Genomic DNA, 18,812 nt, shown 5'->3' with positions numbered 1-18,812 from the left:
GTGATCCCCCCTTCATGGTGTCCTCTCAATTTTATGCTGAAAAAAAGAAAAACATGAAGAGGTCCAGGCACTCATTCCATCGTGGCGAGCCTTGCATAAATTTCGTTCAAATTAGAGAATCCTTCTTTCTTTAATTTTTTTATACAGGCCACCCATAACTCAGCGGTTGCCAAACTATCATAAAGCGCATGGTGGCGTTTTTTTATATCAATTCCATAGTGCTCACAACATTCATCTAAAGTCGTCAACTCTTGCTCTTTATGAAGAACCTTTGTCAAGAAGGCTGTATCAACAATTCTATGCTGGAACCTTTTTCTCAAAGCGATCCATGTCGCATGATTCATAAATTGCTTTTCATGATTGGCATGATGAGCGACAAGTAAATCGGCCTTTACATAATCGAAAAAGCTCTTTAAAGCATCACGTAGAGGAGGCGCACCTTCAACCATCTCCCTTGTAATCCCCGTCAAGTCTTCGATTTCCTTGGATGGCTCAGCATCTGTCCCAACCAAAGTATAGAAGGTTTGGCTATCAACAATCTGGTCTCCTTTTACTTTCACAGCTCCTATGGATAAAATTTGATCGCCATTGTATGGATAAAAGCCGGTCGTCTCCAAATCAAAAACCGTAATACTCAAATCATCAAAAGGGAGGGCGAGAGTATTCTCATTCTTCATCTCTCTCTCTAGGTTCCTTAAATAGGCCATATTTGATGGATCATTCTGATTCAATGAAGAAAGGCCACCACCGATCTTCCCGGACAAGTCCTTTACAAATTGTACAAACGGATTCATGTGCGATCCTCTTTAATGATGGATTTCGCCATTTGATACAGCTTTTGAGCGCTCTTGACCTGCTTTTTCAACTGCTGTTTTTCCTCTTTTGATAATTGTTCCACTTTAACTACGTGGACATTTTGATAATTTGCAGCATCTTTTTTCAATTCCAATCTTTGCTGAAGGAACTGCCGGAAACCATTTTCATATTCAGAAAGAGAGGGGTAGAGGGAACGCAGCACCCTGAATCTTGATATCGTTGAAGAATTCGTAACATGTTGAAAAAGGGATAGGATCCTTAAAGCATTAATGTATGGAAAGTAGACCGTTTGTTTCAAGTTGAAATGGCCTTTCTTCTCGCCACTGTAATCCGGCAGCAGCTGCCCAAAAACTCCTACACCTTTTTTTACATAGTTGACATTTTCCATCAACCTTTTCAAGAGCTCCGGCTCTTCATCAAGCACTGCAAAAGAAGCCTCTTTAACTTTGAGCAAGAGTTCTGATTCCCCCACCAACACGCGAGAATCGAAGAAAATAAGAAAATGCCTAAGGGACTGCCACTCTGCTTCTCTTAACCATTCCGAGATCTGCCGGGTGAATATGTCCACGGATTGGCACCATAGAGGATTGGAAGCCATTACATTCCCTTCACACCTTTCATAACCGACGATAGCCATCCCTTCTCTGATTTCTTCTCCCAGCAATAAAAAATAATCCTGATGTTTTTCTTCCCCATCAAACAGAATTCCGTGATCCTGGTCACTCCATAACGACTGCTCGTATCTTCCTGCACTTCCCATCAGAAAAAATGCAAAAGGAGCAGGGGTCGGCCCCTGCTCACGTTCAACCTTTTCTTTTGCCAGATGGAAAGTATGGTGGATCAATTGATCGTGAAAAGCATTCAACTGCAAATGATCATCACTCACAGATTCAATCATGTCTTCCCGCCATACTCTGATTTCTTCATATGTCTTAAACATCCATTCCATCCTTTATGATTACGTCTTTACGCTCCTGATTTTGTCTTTTTTGGAGGCGTCAAATTTTCCGGATAGCCATAACCGCCGTGTTCACTTAAGTCAAGACCCATGATTTCTTCCTCTTCAGATACACGAAGACCACCCATTGCTTTATCCATAATTTTCAAGATAATGAATGACACGATAAACGCATACAATCCACTACTCACAACCCCCATCGTTTGTACCCAAAGCTGTTCTAATCCACCACCGTAAAACAACCCAGGACGACCTACAGAAGCAAGTTCTGGTGTGGCAAACAAACCATTGGACAACGTTCCCCATACACCTACGACACCGTGGACAGAGAGAGCGAAAATCGGGTCATCAATTCTTCTTTTATCGAAGAAACGCATGCTGAAGAATACAATTCCACCACCGATCAAGCCAATTAAAACGGCTGCCCAAGGTTCAACGAATGCACAAGAGGCTGTAATCGCAACAAGACCTGCAAGGGCACCATTCAACGTTGTCGGTACATCTGCTTTACCAGTCACTGCCCAAACCATCAGCATTGCGCCGATTGCACCAGCACCAGCAGCCAATTGGGTGTTAAGAGCTACATAACCAAAGAATGCATCCGCTACTCCAAATGTACTTCCTGCATTAAAACCGAACCAGCCGACCCACAAGAGAAGAACACCTAAGGCAGTAAATACCTGGTTATGGCCAGCAATTTCATTAGAAGAACCATCTTTATTGTATTTTCCGATACGAGGCTTCAGGATAATCGTAGCCGCTAATGCTGCCATAGCACCTGTTAAGTGGACAACCGTTGAACCGGCAAAGTCCTGCTTTCCGTGTTCACCTAACCAGCCGCCTCCCCAAATCCAGTGAGCAATAACAGGATAAACCAGAATAGAGAATAAAATAGCGAAAATAACGTAGGCAACAAGTTTGGCCCTCTCAGCAAAACCACCAAAAGCAATTGTCATGGCAATGGCCGCAAACGCTAACTGGAAAAGGAAGTCTGTGGATCCCGCTAGCCCTTCTCCCATCGTCGTTGCATCCCCATAAAAGAAATTAGAAAAGCCAATAAATCCATTTCCTTCCCCATAGATCAGTCCGTATCCCAATGCCCAGAATACAACGGAAACAATACCGACTGTAAAAACCGTTTTCCCTGCAATATGTCCGGCGTTCTTCATTCGTGTCGATCCTGCTTCAAGTAGTATGAAGCCCCCTTGCATCAATAAAACCAGGATCGTACATACGATGATCCAAAGATTGTTCATCAAAAAAGTAGCATCCATTCTCTTAACTCCCCTTATGTTAGATTTTATAACATTTTATGTTATTAAGCATTGTATCAAAGTCACAATATTTACACAACTATAAATGTCAGGTTTCTTAACATAAGGTATGTTCAAAGATTCTGAAGTTGCTTAAAACCCCTCCACCATCGTATTCTTAAGCAACAAAAAAAGATCCCAATATCTTGGGATCGTCCATCATTCTACACCATTCACTCCATGAAGGAGGTTGTATTTTGTATGTTTTTGAAGTAATTCGGAAACGGTAACGAATTGATAGCCCTCCTCTTTCAGTTTAGGGAGAATCTGCTTTAACGCTTCAATCGTCTGTGAACGATCGCCTCCAAAATCGTGAAAAAGGACAATATCTCCGTTCCTCGTGTTGTTCACTACAGTTTTTACAATATTATGGACGCCGGGACTTTTCCAATCCCTTGTATCTTGATGCCAGGACCACATGACAACCATATAACCTTCTTCATTAGCTGTATTCACAATAATATCGTTATACACGCCTCCAGGTGGACGAAACAACCTCGGCGGGGCCCCTGTCAAACTTTCTAGAACCTCTGACGTATTGTCCATTTCATGGATCAGCTCTTCTTTCGTTATGCCTGTAAAGTCCGGATGGTGAAAGCTATGATTGGCAAGTTCGTGGCCACTTTTCACCATCGACTTGATGATCGATGGATTCTCCTGAGCTCTTGAGCCTACTACGAAAAAAGTAGCTTTCGCATTATACTCTTGTAAAATATCCAAAATTTCAGGCGTGTACTCTGAGCTGGGACCATCATCAAAAGTGAGGGCTATATACTTTGATGAAATAGGCACATCCCAAATCGCCGTCCCTTGTTCTTCATAATAATTCCTAGGGTGGTTTTTTGCGTAAACGCTTACAACACTCACATGAAAAATACATAGAAGGATGAAAAGATACAGGGTGAATGCCTTCAAAAGAAGCACCCCTTTCCTTTTTTGATTAGTTTGTGGGTTAAGAGCTCTCTTATCCCAGCTAAAAAACGGAAACTCCCCCACGAAAAAAACCAGTCCCCTGAAGGAACTGGTTTAAAGGTGTTTTATTTTTGAGGTTTTAATATCGTCCGCTGCAAGGGGACGCCACCCATGGGAACATTTCTTTCAAAGAAAACATACGGTTTTCCGTCCACCATAAAAACATGATCCCCTTTATAGTGTACCGTGTGCCCTCTTTCACTTAGTTCCTCACCAATCGCCTGAATATACTCTTGGTGATCCATATAACGCTCATCAAAATCAATTTGGATATGGCCTTTCCGGTAACCCATCAACCAATTAAAGAATAGAAACATGCCGATACCCACAGCGGTACCGAGTATTATATACATCCAAAACATATCATCACCTCACTACCTACGTCTACGAGGTACCTGAAGATGAAGTTTCAGAAAAATAAAAAAAGACCAAATTTCTTCTGATCTTTTCCTCAAATGCTTCCTTAACCCCAGGCACTCATTCCACCTTTTACATTGGTGATTTTTTCGAATCCTTGTTTTTTCAATACTTTCGCTGCATTCATACTTCTCATTCCGCTTTGACAAATCAAAACGACCTCTTTATCACGGTCCAATTCAGTCGTTCGTTTTGAAAGATCGGAAAGAGGCAGATTTTTGAATGGCTTTTTGTGATGAGCTCGGAATTCACCCGGCGTCCGGACGTCAATCCATTGCACATTTTTATCTTTTAAACGCGTCTGTACTTCCTGGACGGTAGTATGTTGAATACCCTTTACGGGTAAAAGTTTCTTGATTACCAACCATCCGAGTAACAATCCAATCCCCCATGGGAGAATCGCTTCCATGTGGTTCCCCCCTTATTTTTCAATCATGCACGGCATCGCTCGACACTCCTGGTGTTTAACAGGGATGGTATAACCGATCACTTCATGACCTTTTCTCTTCAGCAGTCTCGCTGCCAAATTCTTTTCGACTTCATCTGAACAAATTAAAACAATCGGGCGTTGTGGTATATCTTGGTGATGTCTTTCTAAATAAGCCAGCGGCAGACAAACCGCATGCTCCAGTTTATCTTGAGATGACGTTTGATAATCCCTCGTATCAACAGGAACGACCATGTCATCATTTTCAGTTGTTATTTCGGACATATCCATCTTTTTCACTTGAGAAACCGGGAGATAACGGTGAAGTATAAAAAGCCCCATTCCGACGATTAACGTTACGATCATCACTAATGACATGATGTCCCTCCTTTTGTCTTGAACTAAAAACATTTTATACCCTGTAAGGTATATGTGTCAACATCTAGGTCTCTGTTTCCACAGAATATTTAAGCAGAGAATGAGCCTATTTTCCAGAACAAAGACTTCGTGATCTTTAGCAAACAACAAAACCGCATGATAACGAAGGAAGAGCACGTTCTTTTTCAAACGTAGAGTCATCCAGAGTACCCAATTGGTGGATCATTATCCTTTTCCTGAACAAAAAAGCCTGAAGCTCGTCTGCTTCAGGCTAAGAGAAGTCTTATTTAATTGACCATTCGATTTTGGTCTTTCCAAAACTTCTTCCGAATGACGACTTTCTGAATCTTTCCAGATGCTGTCTTCGGTAGTTCTTCAATAAAAGTAACGCTTTTTGGTGCTTTAAAATGAGCCAGCTTTTCCCGGCAAAACAGGATCACCTCTTCTTCTGAGAGGGTTTCTCCTTCTTTCACCACGACTACCGCATGGGGTACCTCTCCCCACTTTTCATCTGGAACAGCAACAACCGCCGCTTCAAGAATCGCAGGGTGTTCATACAATGCCGCTTCAACTTCAATGGAAGATATGTTTTCTCCTCCGCTGATGATGACATCTTTTTTTCGGTCGACAATTTCAATATTCCCATCATTATCAACCACTGCCATATCTCCCGTATGGAGCCACCCGTCTCTAATCGCTTCATTGGTAGCTTCCACATTCTTATAATACCCTTCCATCACATTGTTTGATCTTGTTACGATTTCCCCTATAGAAGTTCCGTCGATCGGAACTTCTTCCCCTAACTCATCTACCACCTTCACTTGGCTGCCGATCATGCTGTAACCAGCTTTCGCTTTCAAGCGATAACGCTCCTCCGCAGGGCGGTCCACATCCATCGATCGGAGTTCTGAAGTCGTGATCAGTGGTGAAATTTCAGTCATGCCGTACACCTGAACGAATTTCCATTTCAAGTCTTCTTCCACTTTACGGACAAAAGCAGGTGGAGGGGCAGAACCTGCAATCACGACTCTTACATCTTGGTCTATCGATGGCTGCTTCTCTTCGTAAGCCCCAATAACCATGTTTAGGACGGTAGGTGCCATATGTAGCACAGACACTTGGTGTTTCTCTACTTTTTCTACGATTAATTGTGGATCTGTTTGTCGTAGCATTACCTGTGTAGCTCCATTCGCCGTATAGTAAAAAGGAGATCCCCATCCGTTGACATGGAACATTGGCAGGACATGGAGAAGAGTATCCTGATCCGAAACTCTTAGGTGATGCATGGATGACAGAGCATGGAGGTAATTGGACCGATGACTTAACAATACCCCCTTGGGATTTCCAGTCGTTCCGCTCGTGTAAAGTAAAGACGCAATGTCTGTCTCCTCTATAGGCTCCCGTTCAAAACGGTCCGGTGAAAATTGGGACAGCCATGCCTCATATCCTTCCTTAGAATCGTCTCCATGGACAATCACTTTTTCTAAGGAAGATAGGTCCTGCACCACCTCTTCTACCAAGGGCAGGAGAGTATGATCGACGAGAAGCACTTTACTCTCACTGTGCTCTAAAATGAAATGGTAGTCCGCCGGTTTCAACCTTGTATTCAATGGGGTCATTACGGCTCCCAGCTGAAAGACACCGTAAAATCCTTCAAGCATCTCCGTGGAATTCGGAGCAAGATAAGCCACCTTATCCCCTTTTTTCACACCTAAGGATTCAAGACCTCTAGACAGCTGATTTACCCGATCGTTCAATTCTCGGTAGGTCAGTGTCCATTCATCATCAATGATCGCCGGCTTTTCCCCATATAATTTTACTGCCCTGTCCAGAAACTCTGTCAATATCAATGGAACATGCATCGGATACCCTCTCCTTTTAGCAAAATATTAAGCGCTTACATATTATTCTAATTGCAATCCTGTACTATATCAACAGATGAATGGATATTGTGTACACAAACAGACGGTTTTCATCGCAAAAGAAAAAACTGCCTTTCAGCAGTTTTCTCACATTGTCACCTTATCTTCATTAACAACATCGATTTCAAATCCAAGGTCTTCAATCATTCGATGATCTTCCGTACTCTCCTGACCATCGGTCGTCAGATAATCGCCAATGAAAATAGAATTGGCGGGATAAAGGCTGAACGGCTGAAGGCTCCGTAAATTCACTTCACGACCTCCAGACACGCGGACTTCTTTCGCCGGGTTGATGAAACGGAACAAGCAGAGTACTTTTAAGCAGTAGGAAGCTGTCAGTTCATTCGTCCCCTCCAACGCTGTCCCATCAATGGCATGTAAAAAGTTTACCGGGATGGAATCTGCATCTAAAACTTTCAAAGCACGTGCCATCTCAATGACATTCTGCTTCGTCTCTTTCATCCCTACGATGACCCCAGAGCAAGGTGAGATGCCGGCGTCTTTAGCATGGTTGACCGTCCCGACCCGGTCCTGATATGTATGACTCGTCGTTATTTCATCATGATGATTTTCAGAAGTATTGATATTATGGTTATAGTGGTCCACACCCGCTTCTTTCAATTGCTCCGCCTGTTCAGCTTTCAATAAACCTAAACACGCACAAACTCGCATATCATACGCTTCTTTGATTTCTTTGACTGCTGATGTGACGATATCAAGCTCCCGCTTGGAAGGACCCCGCCCGCTTGCCACAATACAGTAAGTTCCCGATCCCATTCTAAAGGCCTTTTCAGCACCTTTCACAATCGTTTCCTTATCCATCATTCGGTATTTTTGGATTGGCGCACTCGATTCTCTGGATTGTGAGCAGTACCCACAGTTTTCAGGGCAGAACCCAGACTTCGTATTGACGATCATATTCAGTTTCACTTTGTTGCCATAATACGTTTTCCTAACTTGGTAGGCGTGGTGTAACAAGTTTAGAAGTTCATCATCTGGACAATTCAAAACTTCAAATGCTTCCTGGTCCGTTATTTCTTCCCCATTCAATGATTTTTCTGCTAGACGACTCCACATATATACATTCCCCCTTCAGATACTCTAATAAGTTAACCATTAAAATAAATGGTTAACATTTAAATTCAGAATATCATAAGGCACCAGAAAAATCACGATTCATTTTTATCACATTACTCGCCCACGGAAAGCGCGAACCTTGTCCCGGAGCCCCTAAACACCCACAGAAGTTTCTAAATCAAGTCTTCCGTTGAATCACTCACACTACAAAATTCTCTCCTAAAGGTTAAAGGAAATTATGTAAAGAGAGCTGTCTTGCAGCTCTTATGACTCTTCCATACGTGCAAGGCCGCGACGGAAGGCGGCAAGGTGATTCAATGACGCATTCCTTAACTGTGTAAAAACAGTTCTTACATCCTCTGGCAAATCATACAATAGGAACTTCTCATACATCGATATGTTCTCAATTTCACCCTGAACACCAGCTGCATAAGCGGCTTTAACACTGTCAGGAGTGGTTACATACTGACTTGCATCATCGGATGGTACAGGAATTTGATATCTTGTGAACAGTGTATTTAAAGCTGAAATGTGACGTTTCTCTGCTTCCTGGATACGGACGAATGTCTGGATATCCCCAAATTCCCTTCTAATATCTTCATACCGGGCTTGTGCAAGATATTCATCCTGGATGGCATAGATCAACATGTCCGCAAGGGTTAATGAAGGTGCGCTCAAGGCACCGGTAGCTCCATACTCCTGCTGCCGCCTTACCTGGTGATCATTCCTTTTCGGAAACGAGAAAAAGTAAAGGAACCAAACCGCATGGTTCTGCTCATCAGCCGCCGCCTGGCGGAAAGTTTCTTTGATTGAAAGATCCTGTGCTTTCCGCTCGATTTCATAATAAAAGTCTGTCGTCTTTTGTTCATCCAAAAACGCAGCCTCTATTCCATCCCTGTATTGATCGGGACACGGCTCAGTAATTTTCGGGGATGGTTGTTTTCCTGTCAGTTGCTTATAAATATTGCTGAAGGCCTCATAATGACGGATTTCATCCTGGCGAATCTCATAAATTTGTTGTCTTGCCTGCTGTGTAGGGGCTAAATCAGCCAATTTATTGTAGCAAGCAATCGCACTGTACTCCCCATTAATGGCTTTCTCCACATCTTTGACGAGGGACTGATCATTTTGAATGCGAAAATAACCATCATAACCGTAAGGGTTGAATGTATATCCATACTGATTCCGGTACAATCGAATCCAACCTCCTTTTAGAAGTCATCAACCTATCCTATGAAAGCTGGGCGGTTTTGTGTGCAAGTCGAAGATTTTCGGCCATTTATGATTCAACGGAAGATGACAACGGAGAAGAAGCGTTTTAAAAAAGAGCTCCTGAAATCAAAAAAAGTGTGAGGAAGACTTTCGCTTCATCACACTTCTGCAGGAGAACTCTAGCATGGTTTCCTTATACAGTCGTATTCACCTTTACAGCTTTTAATAAAACCCACCGGACGATGAGGGCGCATTAGCGAGAAGAGGCTGTGGTCTTTTATCCATCGTCTGGTCTCCAGTTGTCAACAGCGCTCTTCGTTCAAACGCACCTGGATACTCAACGACCCACCCTTCCTCATCAATGACTAGAGCGGTCTCATAATCCCTGCAGCGGTATTGAAAGATCCTATTGCCATCGTTGTCTCCCAAATACGTGTACACTTGAAGCAGGGGAAATACTTCTTTCTTTAAAACATCGATAAAAACCATTTTGAACGTCCGTCGTTCTCCTATATGCCAGGTCACACGATTGATCGGCAATGTGTTCGAAAAAGGCGTGATCGTCAAATCAACGTTCGTCGCACCATCCAGGTTCTCGTCGTACCTTCCATTGACCCACCACTTATCCTGGTTTTCCGCCTGGACGACAAAGGGCTCCGTCTCCTGCTCTTGATAAATCTTCACTTTTTTCGTCTTCCAATCCAAGCCGAGCTTCAAATCATAAGTAAGATGATGCGGCACTCCCTGATCGACAAGCAATACCGTCCCTCGTACCTCCATATGATTGGTCAACTTTTTCAGAGTTAAATGTTCCGCTCCAGCAGACTCCAGGTGATTCCAAATCACACGCTGCTCCATATGATTCCCTCCTAAATGGATTTTGTGACAGACCCTTTCATCCGAATGACTTTTCCATCAAGTTCAGGACCGATTGTTTCCATCCCTGCTTTCTCATAAAATCGCCGTGCTCGATGATGATCAGGGGCTACTCGTAAATGATATTCCTCCAGGTTATGTTTTTTGAAAAAATCGACCGCGTAGTTGTTAAGGGCTTTTCCCATGCCTTTCCCACGCTTGCGAGGAATCAGGTAAAACAAGTGAATATATCCGATTCGCCGCCCCTCATATTTTTTCACGGATAACTCGAGCTGACCAATGACTCCTCCGTGTACCTCTGCCATAACGAAACCATCAGGATACCGCTCTACTTTTTCAAGCACATAGAATAAGTAAGCTTGTACATCAAAGCCTTCGGTGTTTCCGAAGCTCACCATAAACGAATCTTTGCGGAAATCGATAATGGCCTGCCGATCCTTCCTCAAATCAATCGTTCGGAACTGAACCATTTTGCACCCTCCATTTCTTCACATGAACACCGGAGAAGTATGGGGGGAGTTGAACATATTGACTTGATATGGTCTCGTTGCAACGTTCAAAAAAAACTCCTCTCCAAAAAAGTCCTGCTTCTCAACTGATATCATTGGCTATCTTTTTCTTCAAAGGGTCATCCATCTCGCTCCTCCTTCTCTTAAAATTCGCTATCCAAATTGATATTCCTTCCTTTTTTTACATAGAGAATGATGGCGGACAAATACTAAGTTAATCATGTTGCATTCCATTCGGAAATATATTCGTAGTAGGAGGTGAGAAGGATATGTTTTCATCCAAGTGGCGCATGCTAAAAAAAGACTTGAAGGCCGCATTGAAATCGCCCCCGTCCCCATTGACGACGGAAGAAGAAGCGTTGGTGAAGGAAATAAGAAGGATCACCCAGGAAAAAAATCGAAACAACGTCACGCGTACGATGGCGTACCTTCATTTTTTCGAAAAACATCCTGAAGTTCATTGGGCACTGCTCGCTCATCTTGTATCTAGAAACGCTGGATGGAACATGACTGACCTTAAGGGGGAATACCTGCCGAAGTTGTTGACAGGAAAAGAAGCCACAGACTTCTTCGTCTTTTTAGAACGGGGAAATTGGCTCATTTTTCAGGATGCTTATCCACAACTATTATTGTATGATGCCAGTTTGAAGCATTGCCGCCCCCTCTACCACCTATTAGATGCGTTGAATGTTTCCAAGTTCATGAAACCTTTTTGGGAACGCTTTTGGAAAAATGGAAACAGTGAAGAACTGACCAAAGCGCTGATCGTCAATGAACAGCATTATATCGAGGATCGAGTAATAAGAAATCATCTCTATATGGCGACGGTTATGGATAAAGTGATGTTCAAACTTCAAGATGTGCTTTCAATGAATCATATCCTTTTTCCTTATGTGACTCCTCTCCAACAAAAAATCAAACTGGTCGGAGGAACAGTCCATCACTTCTCGGCTGTGAATGAACGCATTCTTCTCGGAAGATCTCTTTACGAGCTTCTTTATGGGGTGCGGTCACGCTTGGATCAAATTGTCCAATGGTGCTCTGCTCATACGCACACGGGCTCGCGCAAGGATTACTGGCCGCAACTATTTAATGATGTCAATGAAACACCCCCGGGCCATGTTCATGAAATGACCGTAAGCCCCTGCAGACGAAAGCAGAACGGGCCCAAAATTTACAGCCCTAAACTGAATATTGTCTGGGAGGACTGGGTCCATTCAGAAGCGGAGACAGGGGATTGGTTCAAAAATGCAAGCGTCCTGGACATAATGAAAAAGAATGCAAAAGAATACGATGGAGACATTGAACTGGTCTATTGCCGGACGTTGGAAGAAATTGAGTTCGCCTCTCAAGCGAAACAAACCTTCTTTCACAAGACAGAAGGGCAGCCCGAAGACCGCCCTTAACTATGTAACTGGCTTCTATGAGAGGTTTGTTGGATCAGTTCAAGAACCTTACGAACGATAAGGTCCGGATTCTCCAAATGAACAGAATGGCCGGTATCAGCAAAAACTTGCTCTGTGCACGGGGTGAGTTTTGCTAACCGTTCCTGATACCCCCGCCAATGTTCGGAAGGATGATTCGCGCTGATCACAATCACAGGCAAAGATGGCTGTAAAGGCTGGCTTTCGTAAATGATCCTTGCACTTTTTTCTGCGTTTTGATATTCCTCATATGCCGCAAGAAAGCTTTTCGGCCGATAGCCGATGTAGTTTAAAGCTTGACTAGATTCTTCATTTAACTCATTACGTCCCACTCTCTGCTTCATTAGTCTTGGTAAGCCGACCCATGATGTGAGAAACCCAAACGTCAGTATTCGCTGGAATTTTTTCAGCCTTTGGACATTCTCTTTTGTCGGAAGGTAATAATGCTCATGTGCCGCATCCTCAAGAATTAGACCGGCTACTTCATTTGGATATAGAGAAGCAAAAAGACGAATAATGAGTCCTCCATATGAATGACCGACGAGGATATAGGTAGGCTTTGCTTCCATTCTTGAAAGTACTTCATGCAATTCTTCTGCAGAATCTAGGATCGTCCTGCTTTTCCTTTTTGAACGGCTCCACCCATAGTTTCCGCGGTCATAGGCGATCACCCTCGCATGACGTGCAAGCTCTGGCTGAACATAAAGCCAGTCGAGGGAAATCGAACTGAACCCTGCTTCCAAAACAATGGTCACAGGCCCTTCTCCCTCGGAAATGACATGTGTATCACTGGTTTCCGTATGGACCATCATTCCTGGAGGGAGCACCCTGCTTTTTTCATTCATGACCATATTCCAAACCGTTAATGGAAACCCTAAGCCTGCAACCAAACCACGAATTCCTTTTTTCATTCGATTTTCATCTCCTATTGTCTTGGCGCAAATAACATCACACATACACCGATCATACAGATCCCTGCACCAATCCAGTCATATAAATCAGGCGTTTTACGATCCACGCCCCACCCCCACAACACCGATAAAATGATGAACACACCACCATAGGCAGCATATACACGACCAAAAGATGGAAAGCTTTGAAACGTAGCGATCACGCCGTACAAGGCAAGTGTCAATCCTCCTGCTATTCCCCAGGAAAGTGGTTTTCCTTCACGGATGGATAGCCAAATCAAATACCCTCCTCCGATTTCAGCCAATCCTGCTAATAAAAACAAAACGAATGGTTGGATCATTATGATCACTCCTGTAAAAAGCTATCATTATCATTTTCAGGAGAACCAACGACCGTCACAGACCACCCACCATCAAACTCCATAAGCAGGACTCAACTCACTCCAGACATCCAATCGGTTCCCCTGTAGATCCTCAAATACAAAATTCAAACCAGGATGGCCCCTGTCTTCGATTTCGCCGACCGAGACTCCTTTGTTTTTTAATTCTTTATGTAAAGCCCTCAAAGCTCCTACTCCATTCACTTCGAATGTGATCGCAAAACGAGAGCTTCCGACCACATCCAAGAAGTTGGATGTTTGTTCCGGCGATGATTTCACTAAGAATATAATGATGCCTGCTAAACCTATGATGGCTTTCTGGTTATCTTTATAATTGATACCAGCTCCAAGCTTTTCTTGATACCAGATTGCAGATTCATCTACCTCTTGGACTGGTAAATAAATGGTCCCTACTCGGATTAATGAATGGTTCATGATCCGTCGTCCTCCTATCGATCTATGTATTCCACCAAACCCTTGAAATTCCTCCTTTCACTATAGATTTCTTATATTATAAAAGCTCCCTTTACTTGAAGACTCAGTTTCGAGACTTTAGTTGAGTTGATGGGGCTGCGGGGAATAGCTCGCTTTCCGCGGGAGCGCGGTGAGCCTCCTCGGACTTCGTCCTGTGGGGTCTCACCCTGCACTTTTTTTCCGCAGGAGTCTCGCCATTCCCCTCCGCCCACTTTTCGTAAGACATTCTCGAAACTACCTTCCAGTAATAAGAGCTTTTGTAGTTAGGAATCCTATACCGATGCAGATTAAGCAGGATTTCCCAACACAACTAGGCATGTTACTTTAAGAGGGATTTGGAGCCCCTAAGCTCCCATAAAAGTCTCGAAACTGAGTCTTACACAATCCTGCCATATTCTTTAATAACTCAGTACTAAAGAAACAGGGCATACGTTTAGTGATAACGCTGCCCTGTTCTGTCATTTTCTGCTTCCTCTTCCCTTTCTTCTTCATGAAAAGGCGTTTCTGTCTGCCCGCTTACGTAATCGAATGGAGTATAGGAATTGTCTGGGTACTGCTTTTTCACAAACATACGATAAGCGGTGCGCAGGACAACAGAAACAATCAAGCATGAAAACAGCACTGTAATGATTGTGGAAACCATAAACCGCTCCTTACACTTTTAATTTAACGGCTCTTGTGGCAAGCATTGTTTTTATATGATGATCAATCGTTCTTCCACCGCCGAAGTCATCCTCATAGATCCCTGCAATGACGAAGCCTGCATCCGTCTGACCTTGAAGTTGGTCTTCCAGTGTGTGACCGAACTCAAGCGTTTCGCCTTCGATCACTTCTTCCTCTTCAAGTGCGGAGTAAGGAATCGTATGAGCTACTTCCAACTTGCCTTCGTCCTCTTTATCTGCATCAAACAAATAAAGGACAGGATTCATAAAGCCAGAAATGAGCGTTCCTTTATCCTTCAAAACACGTGCCGCTTCCTTCCAAACCGGTCGTACATTCTCGATGAATACGTTAGCGACAGGATGGACAATCAAATCGAACGTCTCATCTGCGAATGCTGATAAATCAGTCATATCACCTTTAACCGTTTTCAACTCAAGTCCTTCTTGTTCAGCTACCCTTTCGTCTTGTTGTAGCTGTTTTTCCGATAAGTCAAAAACGGTGACGTCAGCGCCTGCGGCAGCGAGAACAGGTCCCTGCTGGCCGCCTCCTGATGCAAGGCAGAGGATCTTCATCCCTTTCAGCGATTCGGGGAACCAGCTTCTCGGCACCTGTCGATCGGCGGTCACACCGACCGACCACTCCCCACTACGAGCTTTTTTGATTGCTTCATGCGTGACGCTTTGGGTGTAACGTACCCCGTCTTCCACTTTTTTGTCCCATGCTTTACTGTTATGTTCTGTCGTTTGGCTCATCTCTTTCTTCCTCTCTTTGTTCAATCCATACATAAGTTTGCTTCCATCTTTAAATGATGGGAGATCAAGCTGAGTGGTCGCTCGTGTGCATACGGTTTCCGTATTGGTGTTTCAGCTCGTCTACAAGAGATTTTGCATCCTCATCGGATAAGTTTTCTAAGTAAATGTTCTCTTCCTTACCTTTGTCTACTTTTATAGAAATGACATCATCCATTTTCTGAATACGATGAATTTCCTCATCTGTCAGGCGCGTGTTTGGATCAGCGATTCCAATCCGTATGTCGAGAACATCTTCCTCTACACACACATAATTACGCTCAGGCATTTTGTAATAGTGAATCATTTGCCAAAGCCCTAATAGAAAGATGACACCTGATCCGAAAACGATCAACGATTCAACACGTCCGTACAAAAACAGAGAAAGTCCTACCGGTAATATACCTGTAAAAACGTTAAACAAGGACCCCCTCGCTTTTTTTCTCCATAATTCTGTGTTGCTATATTTATAATTCAAGACATCACCTTCTTAAACCTCTTTCTGATAAACTATTCTGTCGGGTGCATCGATGAAAAGACTGCTTCAAGTTTTTTCTTGTATTATTCCAGGATCATCCATATGAGACTCCTTATCCAAGACTTCCTCAACAGACAAGTGGATCAACAGCGGTTGGACAAATAAGACGATCACTAAAAGGAAGACAGCGAAAAACAGGGCTGACGTCAGGTGCATTTGGAACGTTTCTATTAAAAACATAAACACAAAAAATGCCGAAACTGCTAATATCCCTGAACGATGATAGGATCGTCTCGTAGAATAATGTTCCGCTCCACAATGCGGACATTCTTTCGTTCCGGTGACTTTTATCGATGAAAGCAACGCTCTTCCAAATGGCCAGCTGCGTCCGCATGCCTTACACCTCACTCCGTCCACTCTCCTTCAATGCTTCCACTTCTTTCTCCAAACGCTGGATCCGCTCCGCCTCGCCTATTGATCCAATGTTACGGACAACCGCAAGAAAACAACCGATGACAGCGAACGTCACTCCTATCGTTCCAATGAAGAATACAAGGAAAAAATCGATCATTTTGTTCCCTCCTGTTTTTCTATACGGCCAATATAGTCCAAATGTTTCAATTTTTCCAAAAAAATAATGGGATAGCGATCTGAACAAAAGGATTAACGATCTAACAAGAGGAACTAACGCCCTAACTCTAATTCATAGCGACTGAACTTAAAAAATCACAAAAAATAAGCACTCCCTGCGGAGTGCTTATTTTTTGAAGGATTTCCAATCAAGCTCACTTTCGTTCAGCAATTCTTCAAAGCTTTTGTTCGCTTCTGCGCGCTTACGCTCTTCAATGCGACGCTGTTTTTCCTGTTCTTCCCGTTCGACGGCCTGTTGTTTCAGCTCCGTCTTTTTGGACTTGAGCTTTGAAAGAACATCAGCATTCAGCTGGTCTCCGAGTGATCCGGATTGCGGCTTTTTCTTACTCATACGGTCGCTCCTTCTTTCACGTCTTTGATCGGGATGATCGGATTCAGGATGCCGTCCGGGCTAGAAAGGCGGAACGTGCCTCTCATAAAATCAAGCTTCATGTCTTTTTTGAAAAAAGTCGCCTGCTGATCATCAATGATGACGGAATAGTCCTCATTTTCCACTTTTCGATCGGTAGGGCGTTCCTCTTTTTCCAGACGGATGGTTGGTAGCCCATTCACGCCGCACCCACATCCCTCAGTGTCATAGAAAAGTCGGATGAGCGGACGCTCAGGATCCTGAATTTGTTCTAGCTGCTGCTTCGCTTCTTCGGTGATGCGTAATTTCATCGTTCATCCCTCCTGTTTCTTCTATTGTAAGAAAACAGAGCTTCAGAGGCAACGGTTCTGTTTTATTCTGCGTAGTGCCCGCCGACCAGACGACTACGATGGCGTGCGGTCCCTGCATTGGTCCAGGAAACCGCGCGGAGAAGCATATCCTGTCCGTAGCGCTCGCGAATTTCATCCATCACATAACCGAGGTCCCTTTTTTTATCGCGGCCGTTATCAAACAAGTCGAGTTGGACGTTGGCATCTTCCGTAATGTTTCCGAGGGTAACGGAGATGCGGCGTACGACTCCACCGTTATAAAAGCGGTGGAACAAGGTGAGGCAGGCGTGGTAGATGTCCATCGTGATACTCGTCGGATGTTCAATGGATACAGAGCGATGAAAGCCGCCCGCATCTTCACTTTTACTATAGCCGATCCCAAGGGAAATTGTCCTCCCTGCATGGCCTTTTTTCCTTGCACGACGGGCGACTTCTTCACACATTTCGAGAATGACATACTTCACCTCTTCCGGATCTTGGTAATCACGAAGGAGAATCTGACTTTTTCCGTAGCTCACTTGCCCGTGGATGATCGGAGCACCAGGATCGGACAAGTCAATGCCGTTCGCGTGGTAGTACAGCTGGTTTCCCATCACACCAAACGTTTTTTCAAGGCGTTCGAGTGGGAATTTTGCCAGTTGACCAACAGACCAGATGCCCATACGATTCAGACGGTGTTCAAGTCGTGGTCCAATCCCCCACATTTCTGACAAGGGAGCGACCGGCCACAGCTTCTCTCGAAAGTTGTCGTATGTCCAGCGGGCGATGCCTTTCTTTTTGGCTTCAAGATCAAGACAAAGTTTGGACAGCAGCATGTTCGGCCCGATCCCGATTGCTGCATCCAGGTGGAACGTTTCCTTTAATTCATCAACGATCATTTGAGCCGTTTCCTCCGGGACGCCAAATTTCCCTTTGTTATCCCCCACTTCCAAAAAGCTTTCATCGACGCTGTACGTATGAATTTTTTCTTTAGGAACGAATTTGTGAAAAAGGTTGGTTACTTGGGTGGATACTTCTAAGTATTTTCTCATTTGCGCGGAGACGATGACAATTTCCGGCGCGGAAGGAATTTCAAACAGGCGGCTACCTGTGCGGATGCCGTACTTCTTTTTCATCGCCGGCGTCGCCGCCAATACGACACTTCCTTTACGGTTCGTATCCGCAACGACGGCGAGCGGCACCGTCAGCGGATCGAGTCCCCGATCAATGGCCGCACAACTCGCATAGAAGCTCTTCATGTCCACACACAAAATCCCTCTGTCCGGATACCTTCCATAATCAATGCTCGGATTTCCCATGTCGCCTCCACCTCCTTTACCTAGTATATCCTCATTATGCGAATATATGTTCGCATTTGCAAGTGCCAATTCCTGCTACCATTTCCTGTCTGACCAGGTCTTACAAATATTGGTGTACCAGGTCATACATATTTTTCCACCTTCCATCCACTCTCCCCCATACAAAAAC

The 18,812-nt window shown here is 44.0% G+C and carries 24 protein-coding genes; 1 reads left to right on the top strand and 23 read right to left on the bottom strand.

Translation table 11 applies throughout. The features are described from left to right. Positions 1-71: 71 nt before the first annotated feature. The 12 genes from HFA01_RS02260 to HFA01_RS02205 all read right to left on the bottom strand — a co-directional run bounded on the left by HFA01_RS02260 (position 72) and on the right by HFA01_RS02205 (position 10,838). On the bottom strand, positions 72-794 hold the full coding sequence (locus HFA01_RS02260; protein WP_146812955.1) for an exonuclease domain-containing protein: 723 nt from the start codon (positions 792-794) through the stop codon (positions 72-74). Continuing rightward, complete coding sequence (locus HFA01_RS02255; protein ID WP_146812954.1) at positions 791-1,756, bottom strand: DUF294 nucleotidyltransferase-like domain-containing protein; 966 nt, start codon at positions 1,754-1,756, stop codon at positions 791-793. Before HFA01_RS02255 ends, HFA01_RS02260 begins: the two co-directional genes overlap by 4 nt. 26 nt (positions 1,757-1,782) lie before the next feature. Continuing rightward, positions 1,783-3,048: an ammonium transporter gene (locus HFA01_RS02250; RefSeq protein WP_146812953.1), complete on the bottom strand. Its 1,266-nt coding sequence runs from the start codon at positions 3,046-3,048 to the stop codon at positions 1,783-1,785. A gap of 198 nt (positions 3,049-3,246) precedes the next feature. Beyond that, positions 3,247-4,002, bottom strand: coding sequence for a polysaccharide deacetylase family protein (locus tag HFA01_RS02245; protein WP_246139247.1), 756 nt, complete (start codon positions 4,000-4,002; stop codon positions 3,247-3,249). Positions 4,003-4,124: 122 nt separating this feature from the next. Beyond that, positions 4,125-4,421, bottom strand: a complete 297-nt coding sequence (locus tag HFA01_RS02240) for a hypothetical protein (RefSeq protein ID WP_246139246.1) — start codon at positions 4,419-4,421, stop codon at positions 4,125-4,127. 101 nt (positions 4,422-4,522) lie between these two features. Beyond that, entirely contained in the window at positions 4,523-4,885 is a 363-nt protein-coding gene (locus HFA01_RS02235; protein WP_146812951.1) for a rhodanese-like domain-containing protein, read from the bottom strand. Between the two features lie 12 nt (positions 4,886-4,897). Further along, a complete protein-coding gene (locus tag HFA01_RS02230) occupies positions 4,898-5,281 on the bottom strand; it encodes a rhodanese-like domain-containing protein (RefSeq protein WP_146812950.1) in 384 nt (127 codons plus the stop codon). 287 nt (positions 5,282-5,568) lie between these two features. Further along, positions 5,569-7,143 (bottom strand): long-chain-fatty-acid--CoA ligase, encoded by a 1,575-nt coding sequence (locus HFA01_RS02225; RefSeq protein ID WP_146812949.1) that lies wholly within the window; start codon positions 7,141-7,143, stop codon positions 5,569-5,571. A 147-nt stretch (positions 7,144-7,290) separates the two neighbouring features. Continuing rightward, positions 7,291-8,280 carry a biotin synthase BioB gene (gene bioB, locus HFA01_RS02220; protein ID WP_146812948.1) on the bottom strand — a complete coding sequence of 330 codons (990 nt, stop codon included), beginning with the start codon at positions 8,278-8,280 and terminating at the stop codon, positions 7,291-7,293. A gap of 264 nt (positions 8,281-8,544) precedes the next feature. After that, the gene (locus HFA01_RS02215; RefSeq protein ID WP_246139245.1) at positions 8,545-9,474 is read right to left on the bottom strand and encodes a ferritin family protein; all 930 of its coding nucleotides are present in this window, start codon (positions 9,472-9,474) and stop codon (positions 8,545-8,547) included. A gap of 240 nt (positions 9,475-9,714) precedes the next feature. After that, positions 9,715-10,350, bottom strand: a complete 636-nt coding sequence (locus HFA01_RS02210; RefSeq protein ID WP_146812947.1) for a putative glycolipid-binding domain-containing protein — start codon at positions 10,348-10,350, stop codon at positions 9,715-9,717. An 11-nt stretch (positions 10,351-10,361) separates the two neighbouring features. Then, entirely contained in the window at positions 10,362-10,838 is a 477-nt protein-coding gene (locus HFA01_RS02205; RefSeq protein WP_146812946.1) for a GNAT family N-acetyltransferase, read from the bottom strand. 308 nt (positions 10,839-11,146) lie between these two features. On the opposite strand from HFA01_RS02205, the gene HFA01_RS02200 reads away from it, so the two are divergent. After that, on the top strand, positions 11,147-12,283 hold the full coding sequence (locus HFA01_RS02200; RefSeq protein WP_146812945.1) for a DUF2515 family protein: 1,137 nt from the start codon (positions 11,147-11,149) through the stop codon (positions 12,281-12,283). On the opposite strand, the gene HFA01_RS02195 is transcribed toward HFA01_RS02200, so the two are convergent. From HFA01_RS02195 to HFA01_RS02145, 11 genes are all read right to left on the bottom strand, one after another. Next, entirely contained in the window at positions 12,280-13,212 is a 933-nt protein-coding gene (locus HFA01_RS02195) for an alpha/beta fold hydrolase (RefSeq protein WP_167506130.1), read from the bottom strand. The genes HFA01_RS02200 and HFA01_RS02195 overlap by 4 nt on opposite strands. Before the next feature lie 14 nt (positions 13,213-13,226). Then, entirely contained in the window at positions 13,227-13,553 is a 327-nt protein-coding gene (locus tag HFA01_RS02190) for a YnfA family protein (protein WP_255574525.1), read from the bottom strand. Positions 13,554-13,625: 72 nt separating this feature from the next. Continuing rightward, positions 13,626-14,027 (bottom strand): VOC family protein, encoded by a 402-nt coding sequence (locus HFA01_RS02185; RefSeq protein ID WP_146812943.1) that lies wholly within the window; start codon positions 14,025-14,027, stop codon positions 13,626-13,628. Positions 14,028-14,499: 472 nt separating this feature from the next. After that, entirely contained in the window at positions 14,500-14,709 is a 210-nt protein-coding gene (locus tag HFA01_RS02175) for a DUF3951 domain-containing protein (protein ID WP_146812941.1), read from the bottom strand. Between the two features lie 10 nt (positions 14,710-14,719). Beyond that, positions 14,720-15,481: a class I SAM-dependent methyltransferase gene (locus HFA01_RS02170; RefSeq protein ID WP_146812940.1), complete on the bottom strand. Its 762-nt coding sequence runs from the start codon at positions 15,479-15,481 to the stop codon at positions 14,720-14,722. Between the two features lie 64 nt (positions 15,482-15,545). Beyond that, positions 15,546-15,995 carry a hypothetical protein gene (locus HFA01_RS02165; RefSeq protein ID WP_146812939.1) on the bottom strand — a complete coding sequence of 150 codons (450 nt, stop codon included), beginning with the start codon at positions 15,993-15,995 and terminating at the stop codon, positions 15,546-15,548. A 66-nt stretch (positions 15,996-16,061) separates the two neighbouring features. Beyond that, positions 16,062-16,403: a TIGR04104 family putative zinc finger protein gene (locus HFA01_RS02160; protein WP_167506129.1), complete on the bottom strand. Its 342-nt coding sequence runs from the start codon at positions 16,401-16,403 to the stop codon at positions 16,062-16,064. Beyond that, a complete protein-coding gene (locus tag HFA01_RS18765; protein ID WP_167506128.1) occupies positions 16,393-16,566 on the bottom strand; it encodes a hypothetical protein in 174 nt (57 codons plus the stop codon). Before HFA01_RS18765 ends, HFA01_RS02160 begins: the two co-directional genes overlap by 11 nt. Positions 16,567-16,752: 186 nt before the next feature. Then, the gene (locus HFA01_RS02155; RefSeq protein WP_115822387.1) at positions 16,753-16,977 is read right to left on the bottom strand and encodes a YqkE family protein; all 225 of its coding nucleotides are present in this window, start codon (positions 16,975-16,977) and stop codon (positions 16,753-16,755) included. Next, positions 16,974-17,306, bottom strand: coding sequence for an iron-sulfur cluster biosynthesis family protein (locus HFA01_RS02150; RefSeq protein ID WP_146812937.1), 333 nt, complete (start codon positions 17,304-17,306; stop codon positions 16,974-16,976). Before HFA01_RS02150 ends, HFA01_RS02155 begins: the two co-directional genes overlap by 4 nt. Positions 17,307-17,368: 62 nt before the next feature. Then, entirely contained in the window at positions 17,369-18,643 is a 1,275-nt protein-coding gene (locus HFA01_RS02145) for a Y-family DNA polymerase (protein ID WP_146812936.1), read from the bottom strand. Positions 18,644-18,812: the final 169 nt, after the last annotated feature.

Source organism: Halobacillus faecis, assembly GCF_007991335.1.
Lineage (GTDB): Bacteria > Bacillota > Bacilli > Bacillales > Halobacillaceae > Halobacillus > Halobacillus faecis.
This window is presented reverse-complemented; position numbering and strand designations above follow the sequence as displayed.